Genomic DNA, 23587 nt, shown 5'->3' on the forward strand with positions numbered 1-23587 from the left:
TTTGAATCATCACTAATTTTGGTTGATCTTTACCAGTTGTCTTGACTTTGTCAATAAGCGGCTGAAGGACTTTATTGAGATTTGATGAGTTGTTGTTCGGCAAAAGAAAAATTGCCATCTGCTGCGATAATACAATGATCTAAAAGACAAATTTCCACCAGTGCGCAGGCTTGCTGTATTTGTTGGGTCAAGTGCAAGTCCTCGGCCGAAGGATGTGCCCGGCCATGCGGGTGATTATGAGCAATCACGATATGGCTGGCCTGTTGGCTGATCGCATAACGTAGCAGTTGATTGATCGAAATGCTGCACTGATTCAGGGAACCGTAGAAAAGCTTTTTAAAATGCAGTTTGCGTAATTCGGCATCGAGACACAGCACGGCAAAGACTTCCTGCTGTTCTTCTAGCAGTTCATAACGTAAATAATCCATGACCAGCTGGGAGTGGTTTAGTTCCGGTCGGGCGTGCTGAAAATGGTTACGTAGATAACGCCGTCCTAATTCCTTGACCGCCATCAATTGAGAGTATTTGCTACTGCCAATTCCATGAAACTGGCTGAGATCCTCTAAGGAGGCATCAAAAATAGGATTCAGATGACCGAAATGCTGCAGCATCAGGCGTGCCAGTTCAACGGCTGAGTGTTGTTGTGATCCCGAGCGCAGAAAAATGGCCAGCAATTCGGCATCGGATAGGCTCTGTGCACCCTGGCTCAGTAGACGTTCACGAGGGCGTTCTTGTTCCGGCCAGTCTTTGATGGATTGATGCATGATTTTTGATTTCTTTTTCTCATGTTTTTTTAATTATTGAATCCCGGTGAATTTGCAGGAGCATCACTTGGGTCTGTCATTATTTAATGCTATTGTTGGCGCCACTGCAACAGAAAGGTAGCCTGTTCGTGAGCTTTGATTTAAGTGTAATTCCTCATAAAAATATTATTTTAGCTGTTACAGGGGGGATCGCCGCCTATAAAAGTGCCATTTTGGTCCGCCGTTTAAAGGACTATGGTTTTAATGTCCGGGTAGTGATGACGGAAGGCGCACAGGCATTTATTACACCGCTCACTTTTCAAGCTTTGTCGGGTAATCCGGTACATACCGCATTATTAGATCCAGAAGCCGAAGCGGGTATGGGGCATATCGAGTTGGCACGTTGGGCGGATCTGGTGCTGGTGGCTCCTGCGACGTGTGACACTCTGGCCAAATTTGCCCATGGTTTGGCAGATGACTTGTTGAGCACGCTTTACCTGGCCACGAAAGCTCCAGTATGGGTTGCACCGGCGATGAACCAGCAAATGTGGGCCGCGAAAGCCACACAACGCAACCTGCAAACCCTGATTGGTGATGGCGTACATGTGATTATGCCGGATGCGGGGGCACAGGCCTGTGGTGATGTAGGGCTGGGGCGTTTGCCAGAGCCTGAAGACATTGCACGTCAGGTCACCGAATATTTTCATCAGGCCCAGCGTGCGATTGCAGAAAAGTTTGGCTTACTGGCTGGAAAACGCGTGGTGATTACCGCTGGACCCACGCGTGAAGCGATGGACCCAGTGCGTTATATATCCAACCATAGTACCGGGAAAATGGGCTTTGCTTTGGCTGCGGCCTGTTATGCAGCCGGTGCTAAGGTGACCTTGGTCGCTGGCCCGGTAACTTTGGATACCCCAAATGGCGTACGCCGGATCAATGTGTCCTCTGCACAGCAAATGCTGGATACCAGTTTGCAGTTATTAGATGAAGGCTGCGACATTTTTATCGCGACAGCAGCTGTTGCAGATTACCGTGTGGCGCATGTGGCGGAACATAAAATCAAAAAAGCGGGTGATGCACTTGATCTATCGCTGGTGAAAAATCCGGATATTGTGGCGACCATCGCACAGCAAGCCAAACGACCGTTTATGGTGGGTTTTGCCGCTGAAACGCAAAATGTGGAAGCCTACGCAGCCGGTAAACTGGTGGCGAAGAAACTGGATATGATTGCCTGCAACGATGTCTCACGTACAGATATTGGTTTCGCTTCTGATGAAAATGCCATGACGGTATTTTTTGCTGAGCATTACCACATGTCAAAACGAGATCTGGAAAAAGCCTCCAAACAAGAAATCGCACAACAATTGGTCGAAGCTATGCATGATGCCTTATATCCTTCGGCTCATATGCAGGATGAGGATTTTTAGCGTTTACTATATTGATAAAAAAAGACCGCTATGGCGGTCTTTTTTTATATCATCAGACGATTACGCTTGGCCTTCAGCGGCGGCTTGAGCACGTTGCATGTTGGCTTCAAATTCCGCATCAAAGTTGATTGGGGTCAACAGTAATTGTGGGAAGCTGCCTTTGGTTACTAAGTCATTCACTGCTTCACGTAAAAACGGGAACAGAATATTTGGGCAGTACGCACCTAGAATGTAGGGCAAACGTTCATCTTCAACGTTGTCGACTAGGAAAATACCGGCTTGAGTGACATCCACGATAAATGCAGTTTCACCTGCATTTTGTGCTTCAACCACAACCTTTAACGCCACTTCAAAATGGTTTTGATCAATTTTTTCTGCAGAAGAGGATAAATTGATGTTCAGTTCAGGTTGCCATTCTTTGGTGAATACTTGCGCGCCAGGAACTTCAAAAGAAATGTCTTTGGTATAGATACGCTCTAATGCCAATTGTGGTTGAGCTTGTTGTTCTTCACTCATGTATTAAGTCCTTAAGATAAAAAATTAAGCCAGTAATGCGTCGAGTTTGCCTTCACGTTCTAATGCGTAAAGTTGGTCAAAACCGCCGATAAACTGCTCGTTAATAAAAATTTGTGGCACTGTACGATGGTTGGTGCGTTGCATGAGCTCTACACGCACTTCAGGTGCTTCGTTAGAGAGGTTAATTTCTTTATAAGCCACGCCTTTACGCTCAAGAAGCTGTTTGGCACGAATGCAGTAAGGGCATACAGTCGTTGAATAGATGGTCACTTCAGCAGCCATGAGAAATCTCCTTAAGCTTTTGCTTTGCTTTTGACGAGAGGTAAGCCTTGGGCTTTCCAGTTACTAATACCGCCATCAAGACGATAGCTATCTGCATGACCGACTTGCTGTAGGGCACTGCCAGCCACTTGACCGAGATTGCAGATAAAGACCAATGGGCGTTCAGCCGCTTTCAGTTCATCTGCATGACTTGCGATTTGGTTATACGGAATATTACGGCTGCCGCTAATGTGACCTTCACGGAAATCTTTGGCATCACGTAAATCAATCAGGATGGCATTTTTAGCTTTGACCAAAATACCGAGTGATTGTGGTGAGATTTTGCGACCGTTGCGTTGTCCCTCAAAAATGACGAACAGTACAATCAACACCCCTAAGGTTCCAAACAAGAAGGGGTGATTCCCCATAAACTCCAGCCAACGTTCCACAAGTCACCTAAATTACAATCAAAAATTGATCTCAAGTATATCCGATATATATGGCGATCAAAATCGCCGCTTCAAGCTTAGTTTGCAAAACAAAACTAATTTTTTTGCTGAGCTTCGGTAATTTCATCGATCAGGCGTAAATAACTCTCTAGGCGTCGTGGCAGGATCTCGCCTTGTTCTGCCGCCTGACGTAACGCACATTGTTTTTCATGCTTATGCGTACAGTTTCTGAACTGGCAATGTCCAAGCAGGTTTTCAATCTCAGGGAAGCCATGACGGACTTTATCTAAGGTTAAATGCCATAAACCAAATTCCCGGATCCCAGGTGAATCAATCAGGGCACCATTTTCGCCAAAACCGATTAAACGCGTCGAGGTCGTGGTGTGCTGACCCAGTGCCGAGTTCTCGGAAATGATATTGGTCTTCTGCGCTGCATCCGGCACGATGTGATTGATCAGCGAGCTTTTGCCCACACCTGACTGACCGACAAAGGCTACGGTTTCACCATCCAGGCGTGTTGCTAAGGCTGATAAATCTCCTGTGGATTGACATAGCATGACTTCATAACCCAGCTGACGATATTCTTCCAACAATTGCAGGATCGGATCATTTTCGGTTAGCAAATCAGATTTGTTGAGTACCAGCAAGGCCGGAATCTCGGCATCTGCACAGGCCACCAGATAACGGTCAATCAGCATAGGGGCAGGTTCTGGCAAAGGTGCAAACACCACCACAATCAGACTGATATTGGCAGCGACAGGTTTGACCTTGTGATAGCGATCCGGACGGGTCAGCAAGGAACGTCGTGGATGAATCGCGGTGATAATGCCAAGTCCAGTATTGGGGTCAGCTTGCCATTTGACCCGGTCGCCTGTGACCAGTAGCTCCAGATTGGTTCGGGTATGACAGCGCCATACACTGCCCAGTTCTATCGGCTTCCAGAACGGTTCAGGTTCACCGGATTCGACCACGGGTTTTTCAGGATGAGGATCAGGAATGGACAGGGCTTGTACTTCTAATTGGCGGCCATAATGTTGTACCACCAAGCCTTCAAGGTCATTGGACGTATCCAATTCTTCCTGACGATTTTGCTGCTGTTTCTGAATCCGACGTTGTTGTTGTTCAGTCAACCGGCGTTTACGAATTAGAGCCATTCATATCCTAGAAAAAACCACGTATTGAGGAGGGCAAAAATAACATGAAGCAGGTGGTGAATTACAGCCAAGATGCAAGAAATTTGCTACCATGCCGCTTTAGCAAAACTTTAAGAATCACCTTTCATGAGTAGTAGCCCAGATACCCGGTTAATTTGGATTGACCTAGAAATGACCGGTTTAGATACCGTTAATGATGTCATTATTGAGATAGCCACCATTGTCACGGATGACCATTTAAATATTCTGGCGGAAGGACCGGTACTGGCAGTTCATCAACCGGATCGTGTCTTGAATGCCATGGATGAATGGAATACCCGTCAGCACGGTCAGTCCGGTCTGATTGAACGTGTGCGTCGCAGCAAATTGACCGCACAGGATGCGGAGCAGCAGACTTTGGAATTCCTGAAAAAATGGGTGAATCCGAAAGCCTCGCCGATGTGTGGTAACTCGATTTGCCAGGACCGTCGCTTCCTGCACCGCTTGATGCCAGAGCTAGAACAATTCTTCCATTATCGCAACCTAGATGTCTCTTCGGTGAAAGAACTGGCGAAACGCTGGCGTCCGGAGATTATGAGTGGCCTGAAAAAAAATGCGTCACACTTGGCGATGGATGATATTCGCGATTCGATTGCCGAACTGAAATATTACCGTCAGTATTTCTTTATTACGCATAATGACTAAATTATTTGAACAATCAGGAAGAGGCATCCGCCTCTTTTTTTATGGAAATGATTCAATCAGCTCGAATCAGATAAGCGGTTACAAAAAGCAGCAACCTATGGCTGAGTTTCTTGTGCATTTGGTCTAATATCAGATTATATCCTAAATGATAACAATGAGATGAGCTATGCAAAGTAACAATCCTATTTTGACCCGGGTCGAGACCTATGCCGATGTTCACAAGCCTATGACCGTGCAGGGTGCGATCCGTAAGTCCATGTTGCTGACCAGTATTTCGGCCATTCTGGGTGTGGCCCTGTTTTTTTATGCGGCATTGACACAAAGTGCAGCGATTGCCTATGCCGCTGCCATGGTCGGTGCAATAGGGGGCTTGATTCTGGCCTTGATCACTACCTTTAAACCGAATACGGCACCAACTTTGGCGATCCCCTATGCGTTATTTGAAGGGGCTTTCCTTGGCGGAATTTCCTTTGTCTTTCAAGCTAAATATCCGGGCGCACCATTACAGGCGTTATTGGCGACCTTTGTTACGACCCTGGTCATGTTTGCTCTCTACAAATTCCAGATTATTCGTGCGACCGAGAAATTCAAATCCGTGGTGATTTCTGCCACTCTGGCGCTCTGTATCGTGTTTGTGGTGCAGATGGTGATGCAGCTGGCTTTTGCTTCAAGTATTCCGTATATCTTTGAAAGCAACTGGCTGGGGATTGGTTTTGCGGCATTTGTAGCTGTGATTGCCTCCTTAAATCTCATTCTAGATTTTGACCTGATTGAGTCCGCAGCAGCCCAGCGCGCCCCCCAATCGATGGAATGGCTCTGCGGCATTGCCTTATTGGCGACCTTGGTCTGGATGTATATTTCTTTCCTGCGTTTAATTGGTCTGTTATCCGAAGACTAAATCTGGACTTTAGGCCAGTAAATCGCCGTATTTTTATACGGCGATTTTATTTTGCATGAAAAAAAGATGCATTATGCAATTACGTAACGGCTCCATAATTGGCATTATGCCCATAAATTATTTCAAGTGAGATTCACATGGCACAAGGACTATTGGCGGGTAAACGCTTTCTCATCGCGGGTGTTGCCAGCAAATTATCAATCGCATTTGGTATTGCACAAGCATTGCATCGTGAAGGCGCTGAATTGGCTTTCACTTATCCAAATGAAAAATTAAAAAAACGTGTAGATGAATTTGCTGAACAGTTTGGTTCAAAGCTGGTTTTTCCATGCGACGTTGCGGTAGATGCCGAGATCGATGGTGCTTTTGCTGAATTGGCAAAACATTGGAATGGTTTAGATGGTGTGGTTCACTCCATTGGTTTCGCACCAGCCCACACTCTAGATGGTGATTTTACCGACGTAACAGACCGTGAAGGCTTTAACGTTGCGCATGACATCAGTGCTTACAGCTTTGTTGCGATGGCACGTGCTGCAAAACCATTGTTACAAGCGCGTCAAGGTTGTTTATTGACTCTGACTTATCAGGGTTCAGAACGTGTTATGCCAAACTACAACGTAATGGGTATGGCCAAAGCATCTTTGGAAGCTGGTGTACGTTATCTTGCATCGAGTTTGGGTCCAGACGGTATTCGTGTGAACGCGATCTCTGCAGGTCCAATCCGTACTTTAGCGGCTTCTGGTATCAAATCTTTCCGTAAAATGTTGGATGCCAATGAGCGTGTTGCGCCATTACGCCGTAACGTGACCATTGAAGAAGTAGGTAATGCTGCATTATTCCTGTGCTCACCATGGGCTTCTGGTATCACTGGTGAAATTTTGTATGTCGATTCAGGTTTCAATACTGTAGGTATGAGCCAAGCGTTATTGGACAACGAAGACTAATTCGCTGTCGGATACATAAAAAAACAGCACCTTGGTGCTGTTTTTTTATGATTGAAATTTTAAAGTTAAGGCCGAGCTGTATTGTTTTGGATTGACGAGCTAGAGGTGATTGGCGAGCCACCTAAAGCTTGCATCAAGGTAACATAAGCTTGGTATTGGCTTTGCTGTGCCTGCACCACCGCAATACGGGCATTGCGGCTGGTTTCCTGAGCGTCTAATAAATTTTTTAGTGCAACAGCACCATTTTTATAACGGATCGCGGTCAGGCGTTCCGTACGTTCCGCGAGTGTCAGATTCTGCTGTTGGTAAGCCAATTGTTGTGTCGTTTGCTCTCGGTTTGACAGGGCATTTTCCACATCGGCAAAGGCCTGATATAAGGTCTGGCGATAATTCAGAATACTTTTTTCATAATCTAGCGCACTGATCTGAAGGTCGCGCTGCATGTCGTTATATTGCAGAAAGGGCAGGCTGAGATTGGTTCCCAGCGTTAGTACTGGATTCTGCAAGAGTTGGGTTAACGAGGTACTGCTGGAACCGACATTCCCGGTCAGGTTGATCGAGGGGTAGAAGCTGGCTTTAGTGGCATCTTTATTGGCCAGGGCTTTACGTAAACGCAGTTCTGCTGCACGTAAATCCGGACGACGTGCTAAAAGATTCGCGGGCAGACCGGCTGCGATAGTCGGTAAACGTGTTTGGCTAAGACCTTTGGGTTCATCTAGATCAAGCTGTTGCACGGGCACATGTAATAACACGGCAAGTGCAGTCCGTGTTTCGATCAATCGCTGTTGAATCTGGCTGAGTGTTGCTTTTTGACTTTGTAGCGCCTGTTGTGCTTGCACGACTTCTAGACCGGAGACTGCGCCCGCACGGTATTGTGCACGCACCAGCTCCAGTAATTTTTCAGAGCTGGCTAGGCTTTGTTGCGCCGTATCTAAATGCTGATGCAAATAACCCAGTTGCCAGTATAAATTGGCTGTGGTAGCAATCAAACTTTGTGCGGTGGCTTGTAAGTCTTCGGCACTGGCGGCGGCTTCCCAACGCGCAGCTTCGGTTTGACGATTAAGTTTGCCAAACAGGTCCAGTTCATAGCTGACCCCAGCATTCAGCGATAGTCCTTTGGACTGGTCTTGACCCGCATTTAAATCGACACTATGCCCCGCTGATGCACTGGAATTGACCCGAAACAGTTCGGCATTTTTAGCTAAGTCTGCTTGTAAACGGGCCTGTTTGAGTGTGATCCCAGCGATAGCCAGATTGCTATTTTGAGTCAGTACCCGATCGACCAGTTGATTCAGTCCAGTATCCTGAAACAGTGTCCACCACTGATCGGCATATACGTCAACAGACCATGATTGTGGCGTGTTTTTGGCCTGTTGAAAACTGTTCGGGATACTGACCTCGGGTGGCTGATACGCTGTGCGTACCAAGGCACTACAACCTGCAAGTGAGCTTGACACTAAGAGTACGGTGGCCAGCTGGGATAAACGTAGAGACATCATATTTTCCTTATTCTCGTGCCAAGGCAGCCACTGGATCCAGTCGTGCTGCATTTCGTGCTGGCAAAAAGCCAAAAATAATTCCGATCAGCGTCGAGCAGATAAAGGCGACCACCATCGATGTGGTGGAATAGCTCATCTGGAAACTACCGTTCAAGAGCTTATTGACCAGCTGACCTAGACCTAAGGCAAGCAATACCCCTAAAATACCGCCTAAAATACATACCAATACCGCTTCAATCAGGAATTGCTGCAAAATATCACTCTGTCGAGCACCCACAGCCATCCGTACACCAATTTCCTGGGTACGTTCAGTGACCGAAACTAGCATGATATTCATCACACCGATGCCACCGACTACCAGCGAAATCACAGCAATCGCAGAAACCAATAAGGTCATGGTTTGTGTGGTGTTCTCGATGGTCTGGCGGATACTGTCCGAATTTTGGCTATACACATCCTGTGCGCCGTGACGTTGTTCTAACAGGGTTAAAATCGCATTTTCAGCAGCGCTGCTGGCATATTCGTCTTTCACCCGAACGACAATACTGCGCAAATTGCTCTGGCCGAGCATCCGACCCATGACGGTCGAATAGGGTAAGTAGACATTCAGGCTGTCAGAACTGAACATGCCGGAATTGGCCTGAACCACCCCGATAATCCGGCTTGGCAGATTGCCGAGCAGAATGACCTGACCAATCGGATCACGCCCATCCGGGAAAAAGGTCTTTTGCGTATTACTGTCAATCACGACATCCTGTGCACGTTCAGTAATGGCTGTTTTGTCAAAGGTTTGGCCGGCTGTAACGCTGAGGCCTCGTACCTCAAAGAACTGTTCACTGACACCGTTTACAATTGCGGTGGCTTCGGTGTCCTGAAAACGCGCGGTGATGTTGCTATTGACTGTTGGGGATACCCCTGCAACATATGGTTGCTGCTGTAACGCATCGGCATCTGCAGGAATCAGCGTTTTGACTTGAGAGGCACGGGAATTGTCACCAAAACCACGCCCCTGATAGATGGTAATGGTGTTGGTGCCGAGGCTACTGATATTGTCCAGAATTTTTTGTTGTGATCCTTTACCTAAAGCGACAACAGAAACCACAGAGGCAATCCCGATAATAATGCCCAGCATGGTGAGGAATGTCCGCATCCGATGGGCATTCATGGCGAGCAATGCCATCTGGAAGGCTTCGGTTAAACGATCGAGTGCTGAACGCCAGGCCGGGATTTTTTTCTCTTCAGCATATTTCATCAACGAAGCATGTTGTTCTAACGGGGCATCATCGCTAGACATTTCAGGTGTATTAGGACGATCGGCAATAATCTGCCCATCGCTGATTTCGATAATCCGCGTGGCATGTTTGGCGACATTCACATCATGCGTGACCAAAATGATGGTATGTCCATTCTCATTCAGCTCACGCAAAATGCGGATTACTTCGATACCACTGTTTTTATCCAGAGCGCCGGTCGGTTCATCGGCCAGAATGACATCACCGCCATTCATCAGGGCACGGGCGATGGAAACCCGTTGCTGTTGGCCACCGGAAAGCTGGCTTGGACGGTGCTGTATTCGTTCCCCTAAGCCTAAATCTGTCAATAACTTGGCTGAACGCTCACGACGATGCCGTGCATCTACACCAGCATAGATGGCGGGTACTTCTACATTGCCAGCAGCACTGAGGTCACCGAGCAGGTGATAACGTTGAAAAATAAAACCAAAGTATTCGCGACGTAGCTGTGCCAGCTCATCGGGCTCAAGCTGTCTAGTTTCTTTGCCATTCACCTTGTAGCTGCCACTGCTGGGCTTGTCCAGACAGCCGAGAATATTCATCAGGGTGGATTTACCTGAACCAGATTGGCCAATAATGGCGACCAGTTCACCCGGGTAAATCTTCAGGTCAATGCCTTTTAAAATCTGAACAGTGCTTTCACCTGCCGGAAATTCCCGTGTCAGCTGGCTGACCTCGAGTAAAGGTTGTTGATCAGGCTGCATCGTTACATCCTCACCGGTGGGCTGCCAGCATTACGGTTGCTACTGCGTTTAGCACCGTCATTGCTACTGTCTGAACCATCTGCAATGATGACTTTATCGCCCTGTTTTAAACCTGCCAGAATCTGTGCCTGAACACGGTTATTTAAACCGACCAATACCTGCTGGTTGCGAACCTGATTATCGGTCAGCAGAATACGCACACTGGCCAGTTTTGCTTTGCCCTGTTGTAACAGATCGCGTTGTGCTGTAGTTAAGTTCAGCGGTTGTGGGCGGATCGGATCTGAACTTTTCGCATCAGTCTTCGCCGAATTATTGGGATTGTGTTGTGGCCGTTTTGCACTGTTCAGGGCTGCGGCAGGAATGGTGAGGGCATTTTTTGCTTCCGCCAAAACAATATAGACTTGTGCCGTCATATCAATTCGCAATTTCCCATCCGGATTGGGCACATCAAATAGGGCGTTATAGTAAACAGCCGTGTTGGATGAGCTGCTTGTGGTGCTGTTGTTTTCGGCATTGATCGAGCTTGGGGCGGGTTCAATCTGTCGCAGGGTTGCATAATGCCGGGTCTCGTTATCGCCTAATGTCGTGAAATAAACTTTTTGTCCCGGTTGAACTTTCATGACATCTGCTTCGGAAATCTCAGCCTTGACGGTCATGGTGTCGAGTTTCGCCAGTTTGACAATCGTTGGTGCACTCTGGTTGGCATTCACGGTCTGGCCTTCTTCCGTCACAATCGCCACAATCGTGCCATCCATCGGCGCCACAATACGGGTATAACCCAAGTCTTCTTTGGCTGTGGCTAGAGTTAACCGAGACTGTTCAATCTGGGCGGCAATCTGGGCAATTTCTGCCTGTGCTGTTTTATAGCTGGCCAGGGCGGATTCCAGTTCAGCTTTTGACGTAGCGTCATATTTATACATCTCGGCTTGACGCTGATATTCAGCAGCCACTTTACTGAGATTGGCCTGTTTCGTCGCGAGCTGTGCCTGCTGACTTTTAATGCTGGCCTCTGCTGTTTTTAACTGGTTTTCCTGCCGGTAGGAATCAATTTGTGCAATCAGCTGACCTTGTTTAACCTGATCCCCCAAATGCACATACATTTTTTTCACCTGACCGGAAACCTGTGAGCCGACACTCAGCATTTGCGTCGCTTCAAGTACACCCGTTGCAAGGACAGAATCTTCCAGATCACTGCGTGTCACATCGGCTGTGATGTATTGTGGCTGGGTATCTTTGGGCTTTAACCCATACCAGCCAATCAGTGCAATTAACAATACAGCAAGGATCAACAGGATCAGTTTAAATGGTTTTGTTTTTAGCATAAGGTCAAAATGGCAACAGTCTATATCGTTTCAGTATAAGGATGAATTGAGGACAAAACGTGTAGATTTGCACGAAAGTATGTTGAATCTTCTCCAGATCACGCTAATGCGATGTTATTTGCTCCAAGGAAAAATAACATAATGCACTGCATCTAATTTTAGATATATATCTTGATGGAAATGCAGAATAGAGATGACTCATGTGTAGGAAAGATTAATACTTTATGTTTCGAGATATTTCACGCAATGTTATTGGATGGCGTGTAATTGCCCTGTGGTGATTAGTCAGGGAGTACGTTGGTAAGTGATCAGGAAAACTGAAGCCAAGAATCAGTTCTATTGTTCTTGATGTGTAATCACATAGAAATCAAATAAAATCAATTTCTTATATTGTGATCTTTTGTTTACCCAACATAATGTAGTTGCAAAATATGAACGTAGATTCTTTAAATCAGGAGAGTTATGACCTGTGATCGACTTGGATTAAAAATGAAAAAATCTGCAATAATCCCTATAGATTTCAAGTTAAAAAGATTATAAGATCAAATCCCGTAAAAAAAATATGGGATTTGATCTTTATGGTCATCTAATAATAATTCTGTAAAAAACATAACTTGATGATGAAAAATAATGGGGCATAAATGATGGAATGGAGTGAAAGTTATAATATTGGAATTGATGTGATTGATAATCAACATCGCCAAATCCTAGATTATATTAATGCATTAGAAAAAATCATTAGTGGAGGGCAGAGAGACAAGATTAAAGAAGTCTTGGATGATCTGATCGACTATACCCAATCACATTTTAGTTTTGAAGAAAACCTGCTTCAGCAGGTCAACTATCAATATCTACCATCGCATAAAGGTATTCATGAGTTATTTGTTAAACGGCTGAATGATTGTCGTCATAAATTTGATCGGGGTGAGTCCGTCGAGAACGACTTATATCGGTTACTGTCCAAGTGGTTAATTAACCATATTCAACATGATGACCAGGATTACGTAGATTCAGTGCGTGACAATATGTTGCATTATTTACGTGCACAAGAGCAGAAAAAAGGTAAAAGCTGGTTCGCGCGTTTTTTTAGCTAAGCAATTGAAGCATCAAATAAAGTTTGACCACACATTGCGCTAATACCCTGGATGATCAAATGTTCTGGATTTTCTTCAGACATGCCTTTGATGGCTGCATCAATGCGTAGAAGGAGCATCGGCCAGGCTAAAAAACACTGTGGGTGAAAGCGGCGCAAGGCTTGTTGGTATACACTAACTTTATTTTTCCAGATGCCCAGTTGCAGGGCATTTTGCGGTTGTTCATACAGTTGCATGAGCAACCGCATTTCTTTACTCAGCGTCCATAGGATCAGGCTGTGCGGTTCACCGGAAGCAACCAGGTACTGAAAGATTTTGATGGCTTGTGCCAGCTTGCCTGCCAGCAGGGCATCACTTAAATCGTAACTGGTATAGCGTGATTGATCCTGTAAGCAGCTATACAGTTGTTCAATCTGGATAAGCGCTTGGTCAGGAAAAGTATCACTCACCCGCATCAGGCTATTTTTTGCGGCCAACAGGTTGTGTTCATGATGCTGCATCAGCCATTGCCATGCAGCAGTATCGAGTTGTATTCCGAGCTTTTCTGCTTCAACACTGAGAATGCGTTGACGATCTTGTGGATAGGTGGCGGTCAGGGGAACCACAACCCCATTGGCTTCAATCACCTGAAAAAAACTGGATTTCAGACTCGCACTGTCCTGCTTGGGCATGACGACCAAAAGCAGATTCTGTTCATTTTGCTGGATATAACTCTTGAGCTGTTTGATGCCATTGGCATCTGGCTTGATGTTACCGTGTACTTCTACCGCGAGCTGCTGTGAAAAGAGTGACAGGCTATTAAGTGCATTGAAGACATTTTTCCAGTCACTGACACTGGCGATATCATAACGTTGCCGCTCGATTTCCTGCTGCTGCCAGTGATGGCGGAACGCATCAAGCAGGTTCTGTTCAAGCAGAGGTTCCTGCCCGTGCAGGATCCAGGCACCACGTGCTTCTGTGACACGTTTTAATGCCTGCAGATAATCCAGTTTCATGAGTCAAATTAAGGTGCAGCAGTCTTAGCGGTTTTTACCAGAGGTAAACGGTTCGCTGCAATCTGTCGACTGATTTGCTGAGCGATATCATCAATCACAATACGGTTTAGATAGCTTTCTTGCTGATTATCGGTGTTAACTGTTTCTACGTCATATTGATAACTGCGTGATGCAGTTAAGGTGCGGGGTTGGGTAATTGGATTGCCTTGACGGTCTTCGATCTGGAAGGTCACGGTCAAACGCAACAACACCTCAGTGAGTTTGCCATTTAATAACTGGCGGCGTGGCGTATATTCCAGCACACGCAGCACATAGGCATCATTCGCTTGGCCCAATTGTACCCCCGATGCGGTCAGGTAGGTGTTGAGCTGACGATTCAATTCATCGGTATTGGCGGGTAAGACCAGGTTCAGTTTTTGATATACCAGAGGGGCAGCGGTGGGATTCATTCCTTTCAAATGAAAACCACAGCCGACCAAGCTTGCACTCAGACCTAAGGTTAAGACAATCGCTGCGAAACGTTGGACAAAATGCATGCGTATTCCTCTGTAATCAGGTCTTAAACGACCAGGTTAACCAGTTTGTTCGGGACGACAATTTCTTTTTTGGTTGGACCAGTCAAGAATTGTTGCACTTCAGGCAAGGCCTTCGCCTGTGCCAAAAGGTCTTCTTTTGAAGTGTCAACAGCAACTTCAAGCTTAGCACGGAGCTTACCGTTCACTTGTACCACAATCGTTTGGGTATTTCGAGTCAAAGCAGATTCATCCACTTTCGGGAATAAAGCTGCGGTCAATTCGATCCCGAACTCTGCCAGCAAGGTCTGGCTTAAGTGTGGAGCAAATGGCGCCAGCAAAATCAACAAGGTGGTGATGGCTTCACGTGCCACAGCAAAGTCATTGTCTGATTGTGGTTCAAACTTGTTGATGCTGTTCAGCAATTCCATCTGTGCCGCAATCGCTGTATTGAATGAGTGGCGGCGCTGAATGTCATCGCCCACCTTTTGGATCGTTTCATGCACCTTACGACGCAGGTCTTGTGCTTCTTTGGACAAGTTTGCCGTATCAATGGTGCTGCTTGCATTGCCTTTTTCCAGGAAGCCTGAGGCTAAACGCCAAACACGTTTCAGGAAGCGGTTGGCACCTTCCACACCGGCATCCGACCATTCAAGTGACTGATCCGGTGGCGCAGCAAACATCATGAACACACGTGCAGTATCAGCACCGTACTGGTCAATGATGGCTTGTGGGTCGATACCGTTGTTTTTCGATTTCGACATTTTTTCCTGACCACCGATGATGACCGGTTCACCATCACCTGTGTATCTGGCTGCAAGGATACGGCCTTTTTCATCGCGTTCGAGTTCGATGTCTGCTGGGTTGAACCATGTTTTTTTGCCTGATGCTTCTTCGCGGTAGAAGGTGTCGGCCAATACCATGCCTTGAGTGAGCAAGTTGGTAAATGGTTCATTGCCTTGTACCACGCCTTCATCGCGCATCAATTTATGGAAGAAGCGTGCATACAGTAAATGCAGGATCGCGTGTTCCACACCACCGATGTACTGATTCACGGGCAACCAGCTTTGCGCAGCTTCAGGTTTGACCATACCACCAGTAAAATCTGGAGACGCATAACGCGCGTAATACCAAGAGGATTCTACAAAAGTATCCAGGGTATCGGTTTCACGACGTGCATCGCCGCCACAGCATGGACACTTGGTTTCATAAAATTCTGGCATCTTGTTCAGTGGATTGCCTGAACCGTCTGGCACCACATCCGTTGGTAGAATCACCGGCAATTGATCTTCTGGAACTGGTACCTGGCCACATTTTTCACAGTTGATCATTGGAATTGGGCAGCCCCAGTAACGCTGACGTGACACACCCCAGTCACGTAAACGGAACTGGACTTTGCTGTTGGCTAAACCTTGCGGTTCCAGTTTTGCCAGGAAGGCATCAAATGCACCCTGGAAATCCAAGCCGTCAAATTCGCCAGAATTGACCAGTTTGCCGTCTTTTGAACCGTACCATTCTTGCCATTCAGTCGCTGAGAAATCAGCATCTTCAGCACCTTTGGCATCAATGACCTGTTTGATTGGTAAGCCGAACTTGTTGGCAAATTCAAAATCACGTTCATCATGCGATGGCACGGCCATCACCGCACCTGAGCCGTAAGACATCAACACATAGTTGGCAATCCACACCGGCACTTGTTCACCTGTGACAGGATGTTTGACGGACAAGCCAGTCGCCATACCTTTTTTCTCGGCAGTGGCCAAATCAGCTTCTGCCACAGAGCCCATACGGCATTCTTCAATAAATGCTTTCAGTTCAGGATTGTTTTCAGCGGCTTTGAGTGCCATTGGGTGTTCGGCAGCAACCGCGACATAGGTTACACCCATCAAAGTGTCTGCACGTGTCGTGAACACGGTCAAGCCATCGGCATAGATTTCCGGATTTGCTGAAGGGAAAGTGATTTCCATCCCTTGTGAACGGCCAATCCAGTTACGCTGCATGGTCAAGACTTGCTGTGGCCAACCTTCTTTGAGTGAATCTAAATCATCAAGTAATTCTTGCGCATAGTCGGTAATACGGAAGTAATACATTGGAATGTCGCGTTTTTCCACCAAGGCACCAGAACGCCAGCCGCGGCCATTTTCCACCTGTTCATTGGCAAGAACGGTTTGATCAACCGGATCCCAGTTCACGGTAGACAGTTTGCGGTAGATCAGGCCTTTTTTATACAGCTGGACAAACAACCATTGTTCCCAGTGATAGTACTCTGGAGTACAGGTGGCGAATTCACGATCCCAGTCAATCGACAAGCCCAAACGCTTTAACTGGTTGCGCATGTAGTCGATATTTTCAAAGGTCCATTTCGCTGGAGCAACTTTGTGGGCAATCGCTGCATTTTCGGCAGGTAAACCGAAAGCATCCCATCCCATTGGTTGCAGCACGGTTTCACCTTTTAAACGGTAGAAACGGCTAATGACGTCACCAATGGTATAGTTACGCACATGACCCATATGCAGCTTGCCGCTTGGGTAAGGGAACATCGACAGAATGTAACGATGTGGACCTTCTACAGTGTCGGCAACTTTAAAGGCTTTGCGATCTTCCCAGTCTTTTTGGACATTTGGCTCAATCGCACTTGCTTGATATTCAGGGTCAATGTGAGTAGTCATAAACGTATCGTGAACAACAATAAAAATTTTGTCGCAAAGCATAGCGCAAAATGCACCTAAAAGTGAATTTTGCGCAGCAGTTTCTTTTACAACCCTAATTTTGCAGCGACAGTCATCATATTCATATACGCTGACCGATCCATGCTGCAATTCCGCTGCAGTTTACAGAGGAGGGGTAATCGGAGCATTACTTTAATTTTTTGCTGCAGATGCAGCTGGCACTTTTTGGGACATGGTGTCGGTCATTTTTGTGCCCGGCACTGCTTTTTCAGTGGCTGCTGGTGCGGTTGCCGCTGTATCGGTTTTATTCTCTACCGTCGAATTGGGTGCCGGTGTTTGGGTGCTTGAAGTGGTTATGTTGTGATGCCAGCCATAGGTATCAATTTTGCCTTTTTTAATGGCGTGATTGGGTGGAGGGGTCGTGGTGTAGTGGGTAGAGCCATTACGATCGACCCATTTGTAATATTCTTTTGCCGACGCCGGTGTTGTGCTGAACAAAACGGCTGAAACCAGCGAAGAAATCCATAAAATATTCTTTATTTGCATTGTCATGAAGCCCCAACAAAAATGCTTAAATCGTGATGTAAATTTATACTGAAAATCATGTGGCATGATCGCCTTATTTTACGCGGACTGCTGGAGAGTTTCTGCATTTTTATTCATGAATGAACGAGAAAAATGCTCGGTTCTACGCATCATTTTTAATAAGTCTCTACAGAAATATCACAGTCTTGCCGATAAGCGTGAAAGCTGTCTGAATCTTGTTCAGGATTTAAAGTATGCGGTGAGAATTTCTGCTTAAATGGGTGGTCGTGAAATTCACTAGAAATTAAAGCAGATTTCCAGACAAATAAAGCGGAAAAAGCCGAGTTTTGATCTTGACTTTAATAGGCGAAACTACAAAAATGCTTGCTTTGGTTTTATGTGCTTTTATTCGATCACCCTTTGAATAAACGTCATGACGTGCAATGGGCATTTTCTCTAGCCGAGAAGATGATCAAAGCGAAGAAATATGTGTATCCCGACATATTTTAAATCAACACGAAGCTTATTCGGTTGTGTTGTCAGAATTTTTCCTATTTGCAGCGAAAACCACTCCACATGTGTGCTATAAACAGTGCAGACAGTTAAATGAATGAAACGCGGTTTGTGCCTTCCACAAATTGCGAGAAGATTAGGGTGAATCACGTTGGAACTTTTATCTGGTGGTGAAATGCTCGTTCGTGCTCTTGCGGACGAAGGCGTTGAGCATGTTTTTGGGTATCCAGGCGGCGCAGTTTTACATATTTACGATGCGCTTTTTCAACAAGACAAAATTAATCATTACCTCGTGCGTCATGAGCAAGCTGCTGGTCATATGGCAGATGCCTACTCACGTGTCACCGGTAAAACCGGTGTGGTGCTGGTGACTTCAGGTCCAGGCGCAACCAATACCGTGACTCCAATTGCAACTGCATACATGGACTCCATTCCAATGGTGATCCTGTCAGGTCAGGTTGCCAGTCATTTAATCGGCGAAGATGCTTTCCAAGAAACCGATATGGTGGGTATTTCCCGTCCAATCGTAAAACATAGTTTCCAGGTGCGTCACGCCAGTGAAATTCCTGCGGTTATTAAAAAAGCATTCTATATCGCGGCATCAGGCCGTCCAGGTCCAGTAGTTGTTGATATTCCAAAGGATGCAACTAACCCGGCTGAAAAATTTGCCTACGAATACCCAGAAAAAGTGAAGATGCGTTCGTATCAACCACCGCATCGTGGTCACTCTGGTCAGATCCGTAAAGCGATCGATGAACTGATCGTAGCGAAGCGCCCAGTGATTTACACCGGTGGTGGTGTGGTGCAGGGTAATGCTTCTGGATTGCTGACGGAACTTGCACATCTTCTCGGTTACCCAGTGACTAATACCTTGATGGGTCTTGGTGGTTTCCCAGGTGATGATGAACAGTTTATTGGTATGCTCGGTATGCATGGTACCTATGAAGCCAATATGGCGATGCACCATGCAGATTTGATCCTGTGCGTTGGCGCGCGTTTTGATGACCGTGTGACCAATAACCCTGCAAAATTCTGTCCGAATGCCAAAGTCATTCATATTGACATTGATCCGGCAACGATTTCAAAAACCATTATGGCGCACATTCCAATTGTCGGTGCAGTAGAGCCTGTATTGCAGGAAATGCTGGTGCAATTGAAGCAGATGAATGTGTCTAAGCCAAATCCTGAAGCGATTGCGGCATGGTGGTCACAAATTAATGAGTGGCGCAAAGTGCATGGCCTGAAATACCAGGTTCCTGCGGATGGCTCAATGAAACCACAACAAGTGGTTGAGGCGCTGTACAAGGCGACCAATGGTGAAGCGATCATTACTTCTGACGTGGGCCAGCACCAGATGTTTGGTGCTTTGTATTACAAATACAAACGTCCACGTCAATGGATCAACTCGGGTGGCCTAGGTACCATGGGTGTTGGTTTGCCGTATGCAATGGCTGCGAAACTTGCTTGCCCAGAGCAGCAAGTGGTGTGTATCACGGGTGAAGCATCGATCCAGATGTGTATCCAAGAGCTTTCAACCTGTAAACAGTACGGTTTGAATGTGAAGATTCTATGCCTGAACAACCGTGCCTTGGGCATGGTGAAACAGTGGCAAGATATGAACTACGAAGGCCGTCATTCAAGTTCTTATGTTGAATCTTTACCAGACTTCCCGAAACTGATGGAAGCCTATGGTCACGTCGGTATTCAGATTGACCATGCAGATGAGCTTGAAAGCAAGCTTGCTGAAGCGATGGCCATTAATGACAAATGCGTATTTATTAACGTTATGGTCGACCGTACCGAGCATGTTTATCCGATGCAGGTCGCAGGTCAATCTATGCGTGATATGTGGGTTGCAAAAGGGGAGCGTACCTAATGAGACATATTATTTCCGTTCTCGTTGAAAACGAATCAGGTGCGCTTTCACGTCTCGTGGGTTTATTTAGCCAACGTGGCTATAACATCGAAACTCTGAATGTTGCACCGACTGAAGATGCAACATTATCTCGTCTAACCCTCACGACGTATGGTGATGAGCATAAAATTGAGCAAATTACCAAACAGCTCAATAAACTAGTTGAAGTAGTAAAAGTAGTGGATCTGTCAGAAGGTGCTCACATTGAGCGCGAATTGATGCTGATCAAAGTCAAAGCACTGGGTTCAGCACGCGCCGAGATCAAGCGCACAGCGGATATTTTCCGTGCGCAAGTGGTTGATGTGACACCAACGACTTATACCATTCAGATTGCAGGAACAACTGATAAATTAGATGGTTTTATTGATGCACTTGCAGAAAACACCATTCTTGAAGTGGTTCGTTCTGGTGTGTCCGGTATCGCTCGTGGCGAAAAAGTACTGACCATCTAATTCAATTTAAAAGCATTTTAGCGGAGAAAACAGATGCAAATTTTTTACGATAAAGACTGTGACTTATCAATCATCCAAAGCAAGAAAGTTGCGATTATTGGTTACGGTTCTCAAGGCCATGCGCATGCGCAAAACCTTAAAGATTCTGGTGTAGACGTAACTGTAGGTCTACGTGCAGGTTCAGCTTCTTGGAAAAAAGCTGAAAATGCAGGCCTTAAAGTTGCTGAAGTACCAGCAGCTGTTGCGCAAGCTGACCTTGTAATGATCTTGACTCCAGATGAGTTCCAAGCTCAACTTTATCGTGACGTGATCGAGCCAAACATCAAGCAAGGCGCGACACTTGCATTTGCTCACGGTTTCTCTGTTCTTTATAACCAAGTTGTTCCACGTAAAGACTTAGACGTGATCATGGTTGCTCCTAAAGCACCAGGCCACACTGTACGTTCTGAATTCCAACGTGGTTCAGGTGTTCCAGACCTTATCGCGATTCATCAAGATGCTTCTGGTAATGCACGTAACGTTGCGCTTTCTTACGCTTCAGGCGTAGGCGGTGGTCGTACTGGTATCATCGAAACTTCATTCCGTGAAGAAACTGAAACTGACTTGTTCGGTGAACAAGCGGTTCTTTGTGGTGGCGCAGTTGAATTGGTGAAAATGGGCTTCGAAACTTTGGTTGAAGCAGGTTATGCACCAGAAATGGCTTACTTCGAATGCTTGCACGAACTTAAATTGATCGTTGACTTGATGTTCGAAGGCGGTATCGCGGACATGAACTACTCAGTGTCTAACAACGCTGAATACGGTGAATACGTGACTGGCGTTGAAGTGATCAATGAACAATCTCGTGAAGCAATGCGTAATGCGCTTAAACGTATCCAATCTGGTGAATATGCGAAGATGTTCATTCAGGAAGGTGCATTGAACTATCCTTCAATGACTGCGCGTCGTCGCCAAAATGCAGCACACGGTATCGAAGTTACTGGTGCTAAATTGCGTGCAATGATGCCTTGGATCCAAGCGAACAAGATCGTTGATAAAGAGAAAAACTAATTGGATTGATTTTTTCAATTAGTCAAAAATCCCCCTTATCTTAGGGGGATTTTTTATTCAAGAATAAAAATAGGTGACTGTAATTTAGGCTCTTTTTTGATCGAGAGTATCTGGGAAAATCGATTAGATTATAAATCCCATTTTTTCTGTTTAAATAAAAGCAGTATAAATGCCATTTGCTATCTTTTTATTTAAAAAAATATGAGTTAAAGCAAGATTGGTAATGATCTAGGTTCTGAAAATTGGTTTTTTTGAGAATACGTAACAAGATATAAATAAAGGCTGGTTTTTTAATATAAATATAAGTTGTTGAAAATATACTATAAAAATAGTCCGTTGAATTGTTATGTTAATTATAAAAGCCAGTTTGAGCTGATATTAAAAGTACTATTATTATATTTATAATATAATGGATAAAAACAATATATAAAAAAACAATTAGTTAGGGGTGTATCTAATATATTTATCTGTTGAATAAATATATCTATTGTGAAATGTGTTGTTTCGTTGTGAATTTACTCCAGTCCCCTAAGATAAAACTACAGTTACAAAGTTGGATTATCAACCTGATGGTAAAACCAAGTAATTGTGTCTATAAAATCTTTTTATAAAAAGACGGGAGAATTCCTATGAAACTATTATTAAAAACAACATTGTATACTCTAGCCCTAGGTGCAAGCGTATTAAGTGTGGGTACTACATATGCTGGTAATAACACCAATAATTGTGGAGGTGATTCAGGAAATGAAGTATGTAATGGTGAAATTCCAATCACTGTGTATGTACCTGAACGCTGTGAACTTGAGACAGGTGATGCAATTTCCTTTACTGCAAATGGGTTAGGCAGCAGTGATTTTAAAGTTACCAGTAATGCATCATATAATTTATTATTGACAACGGCAGGTAACGGCACAGGAACAACGTCAACTGCTAAGCTTGATGGTGGTGGTGATGATCAAACTATTCCTATTAATGTAATTACTTCATCAAGTGTTAACCCTAGTTATAATCTTGATCAACAATACACTGGTATTGCTAAAACTGTAACAGATTATACTGTGAAAGTAAGTACGTCTGGGTTGAATCTGTTGACTACAGATGCTGGCACCTATCGTGATACATATTTCATTAGAGTATCTTTCTAAGTTCTAGGAGCTGGTTTTATTCAAGGATAAGGCCAGCTTTATTTATAAAAATAATTACTTAAAAATCAAAATATTATGTTGGGTTGGGGGTGGTAATGAATCGTTTTTCATATTCTTTATTTGTATTATGTGGAATAATTTTTTTTCATCAGCAAGGCTATGCAGCGATTGCAATTGAACCAGTTCAGCTTTATTTATCGGATCAAGCCAAACAGCGTAGTACAACTTTAACATTTGATTCTAAGCGTGAAAAAATATCACGAAATTTTGAAGTTAAAGCAGTTAAGTGGACTCAAAATGAACAAGGTCAGGATATCTATGAGGTTGATCCTAGTATTATGATTAATCCTAAAGCCTTTATTCTCAAGCCGGATTCTAAACAAATGATACGTGTGGGATTTAATCGCCCGATTGCGAGTCTAGGTTTAAAAAAAGAAATGAGCTGGAGAATAGTATTTACTGAAATACCTTCAGTAATTGAGGAATCTGGATTAAATTTTGCTTTCAATATTAGTGTACCTTTGTTTGTAGGTAAGCAGAGTGATATTAATATACAATTAAAAATAAAGAAAAATAATAGAAATTCATATTTGAATATTTACAATATTGCAGACTCTCATATTCAAATTAAGGAGTTGTCTATTCTTGATCAGAGCGATAAAGAAGTTTTTAAGTTGGATAGTATGAGGTATTTGTTATCCCAGTCTCAGGTTAATTTGGAATTGGGTGATTTAAAAATCGGAGATTGGAATAAATATACAGTATTAATTAAAACGGATAAAGAAGAAAAGGGGATGAAATTTAAAATAATGGAGTAACTTTAT

General features: G+C 44.9%; 22 protein-coding genes. 10 read left to right on the forward strand and 12 right to left on the reverse strand.

Annotated elements, in window-relative coordinates; all coding sequences use genetic code 11:
* Nucleotides 1-71 precede the first annotated feature (71 nt).
* The gene (gene radC / locus PAE54_RS05470) at nt 72-764 is read right to left on the reverse strand and encodes a RadC family protein (RefSeq protein ID WP_326518720.1); all 693 of its coding nucleotides are present in this window, start codon (nt 762-764) and stop codon (nt 72-74) included.
* Between the two features lie 128 nt (nt 765-892).
* On the opposite strand from radC, the gene coaBC reads away from it, so the two are divergent.
* Entirely contained in the window at nt 893-2170 is a 1278-nt protein-coding gene (gene coaBC / locus PAE54_RS05475; protein ID WP_326518774.1) for a bifunctional phosphopantothenoylcysteine decarboxylase/phosphopantothenate--cysteine ligase CoaBC, read from the forward strand.
* Between the two features lie 60 nt (nt 2171-2230).
* Here the strand turns inward: coaBC and secB are convergent, their stop codons facing one another.
* From secB to rsgA, 4 genes are all read right to left on the reverse strand, one after another.
* Complete coding sequence (gene secB / locus PAE54_RS05480) at nt 2231-2686, reverse strand: protein-export chaperone SecB (protein WP_273778452.1); 456 nt, start codon at nt 2684-2686, stop codon at nt 2231-2233.
* Nucleotides 2687-2710: 24 nt separating this feature from the next.
* Nucleotides 2711-2968 (reverse strand): glutaredoxin 3, encoded by a 258-nt coding sequence (gene grxC, locus PAE54_RS05485; protein WP_273778453.1) that lies wholly within the window; start codon nt 2966-2968, stop codon nt 2711-2713.
* Between the two features lie 11 nt (nt 2969-2979).
* Entirely contained in the window at nt 2980-3396 is a 417-nt protein-coding gene (locus PAE54_RS05490) for a rhodanese-like domain-containing protein (protein ID WP_273778455.1), read from the reverse strand.
* Nucleotides 3397-3491: 95 nt separating this feature from the next.
* Complete coding sequence (gene rsgA / locus PAE54_RS05495; RefSeq protein WP_273778456.1) at nt 3492-4550, reverse strand: small ribosomal subunit biogenesis GTPase RsgA; 1059 nt, start codon at nt 4548-4550, stop codon at nt 3492-3494.
* A 126-nt stretch (nt 4551-4676) separates the two neighbouring features.
* Between rsgA and orn the strand changes: the two genes are divergently transcribed.
* The 3 genes from orn to PAE54_RS05510 all read left to right on the forward strand — a co-directional run bounded on the left by orn (nt 4677) and on the right by PAE54_RS05510 (nt 7076).
* Entirely contained in the window at nt 4677-5234 is a 558-nt protein-coding gene (orn, locus tag PAE54_RS05500) for an oligoribonuclease (RefSeq protein WP_273778457.1), read from the forward strand.
* A gap of 166 nt (nt 5235-5400) precedes the next feature.
* Complete coding sequence (locus PAE54_RS05505) at nt 5401-6132, forward strand: Bax inhibitor-1/YccA family protein (RefSeq protein ID WP_326518721.1); 732 nt, start codon at nt 5401-5403, stop codon at nt 6130-6132.
* 137 nt (nt 6133-6269) lie between these two features.
* A complete protein-coding gene (locus PAE54_RS05510) occupies nt 6270-7076 on the forward strand; it encodes an enoyl-ACP reductase FabI (RefSeq protein WP_326518722.1) in 807 nt (268 codons plus the stop codon).
* Between the two features lie 65 nt (nt 7077-7141).
* Here PAE54_RS05510 and PAE54_RS05515 read toward each other — a convergent pair whose 3' ends face one another.
* Genes PAE54_RS05515 through PAE54_RS05525 form a run of 3 tightly spaced genes read right to left on the reverse strand, consistent with a single transcriptional unit; the run spans nt 7142 to nt 11893 of the window.
* Nucleotides 7142-8572, reverse strand: a complete 1431-nt coding sequence (locus PAE54_RS05515; RefSeq protein ID WP_326518723.1) for an efflux transporter outer membrane subunit — start codon at nt 8570-8572, stop codon at nt 7142-7144.
* Nucleotides 8573-8582: 10 nt separating this feature from the next.
* Nucleotides 8583-10571 carry a MacB family efflux pump subunit gene (locus PAE54_RS05520; protein WP_326518724.1) on the reverse strand — a complete coding sequence of 663 codons (1989 nt, stop codon included), beginning with the start codon at nt 10569-10571 and terminating at the stop codon, nt 8583-8585.
* A 2-nt stretch (nt 10572-10573) separates the two neighbouring features.
* Nucleotides 10574-11893: an efflux RND transporter periplasmic adaptor subunit gene (locus PAE54_RS05525; protein WP_326518725.1), complete on the reverse strand. Its 1320-nt coding sequence runs from the start codon at nt 11891-11893 to the stop codon at nt 10574-10576.
* A gap of 644 nt (nt 11894-12537) precedes the next feature.
* On the opposite strand from PAE54_RS05525, the gene PAE54_RS05530 reads away from it, so the two are divergent.
* Nucleotides 12538-12987: a bacteriohemerythrin gene (locus PAE54_RS05530; protein WP_273779404.1), complete on the forward strand. Its 450-nt coding sequence runs from the start codon at nt 12538-12540 to the stop codon at nt 12985-12987.
* Here PAE54_RS05530 and holA read toward each other — a convergent pair.
* The 4 genes from holA to PAE54_RS05550 all read right to left on the reverse strand — a co-directional run bounded on the left by holA (nt 12984) and on the right by PAE54_RS05550 (nt 17775).
* Complete coding sequence (holA, locus tag PAE54_RS05535; RefSeq protein WP_326518726.1) at nt 12984-13982, reverse strand: DNA polymerase III subunit delta; 999 nt, start codon at nt 13980-13982, stop codon at nt 12984-12986. The two genes, PAE54_RS05530 and holA, sit on opposite strands and share 4 nt — an antisense overlap.
* An 8-nt stretch (nt 13983-13990) precedes the next feature.
* Nucleotides 13991-14518: an LPS-assembly lipoprotein LptE gene (locus tag PAE54_RS05540; protein ID WP_326518727.1), complete on the reverse strand. Its 528-nt coding sequence runs from the start codon at nt 14516-14518 to the stop codon at nt 13991-13993.
* A gap of 23 nt (nt 14519-14541) precedes the next feature.
* Nucleotides 14542-17163: a leucine--tRNA ligase gene (gene leuS, locus PAE54_RS05545; RefSeq protein ID WP_326518728.1), complete on the reverse strand. Its 2622-nt coding sequence runs from the start codon at nt 17161-17163 to the stop codon at nt 14542-14544.
* A 192-nt stretch (nt 17164-17355) separates the two neighbouring features.
* The gene (locus tag PAE54_RS05550; RefSeq protein ID WP_442784381.1) at nt 17356-17775 is read right to left on the reverse strand and encodes a DUF4124 domain-containing protein; all 420 of its coding nucleotides are present in this window, start codon (nt 17773-17775) and stop codon (nt 17356-17358) included.
* 577 nt (nt 17776-18352) lie between these two features.
* On the opposite strand from PAE54_RS05550, the gene PAE54_RS05555 reads away from it, so the two are divergent.
* The 5 genes from PAE54_RS05555 (at nt 18353) to PAE54_RS05575 (ending at nt 23581) form a co-directional block, all read left to right on the forward strand.
* A complete protein-coding gene (locus PAE54_RS05555) occupies nt 18353-20077 on the forward strand; it encodes an acetolactate synthase 3 large subunit (protein WP_326518729.1) in 1725 nt (574 codons plus the stop codon).
* Nucleotides 20077-20568, forward strand: a complete 492-nt coding sequence (gene ilvN / locus PAE54_RS05560; protein WP_273778471.1) for an acetolactate synthase small subunit — start codon at nt 20077-20079, stop codon at nt 20566-20568. The genes PAE54_RS05555 and ilvN overlap by 1 nt, the downstream gene beginning before the upstream one ends.
* A 33-nt stretch (nt 20569-20601) precedes the next feature.
* The gene (gene ilvC / locus PAE54_RS05565; RefSeq protein ID WP_273778472.1) at nt 20602-21618 is read left to right on the forward strand and encodes a ketol-acid reductoisomerase; all 1017 of its coding nucleotides are present in this window, start codon (nt 20602-20604) and stop codon (nt 21616-21618) included.
* 629 nt (nt 21619-22247) lie between these two features.
* Nucleotides 22248-22763 carry a hypothetical protein gene (locus PAE54_RS05570; protein ID WP_326518730.1) on the forward strand — a complete coding sequence of 172 codons (516 nt, stop codon included), beginning with the start codon at nt 22248-22250 and terminating at the stop codon, nt 22761-22763.
* A gap of 95 nt (nt 22764-22858) precedes the next feature.
* Nucleotides 22859-23581 (forward strand): fimbrial biogenesis chaperone, encoded by a 723-nt coding sequence (locus tag PAE54_RS05575; protein WP_326518731.1) that lies wholly within the window; start codon nt 22859-22861, stop codon nt 23579-23581.
* Nucleotides 23582-23587: the final 6 nt, after the last annotated feature.

This window comes from Acinetobacter minutum (assembly GCF_035916735.1).
Taxonomy (GTDB): domain Bacteria; phylum Pseudomonadota; class Gammaproteobacteria; order Pseudomonadales; family Moraxellaceae; genus Acinetobacter.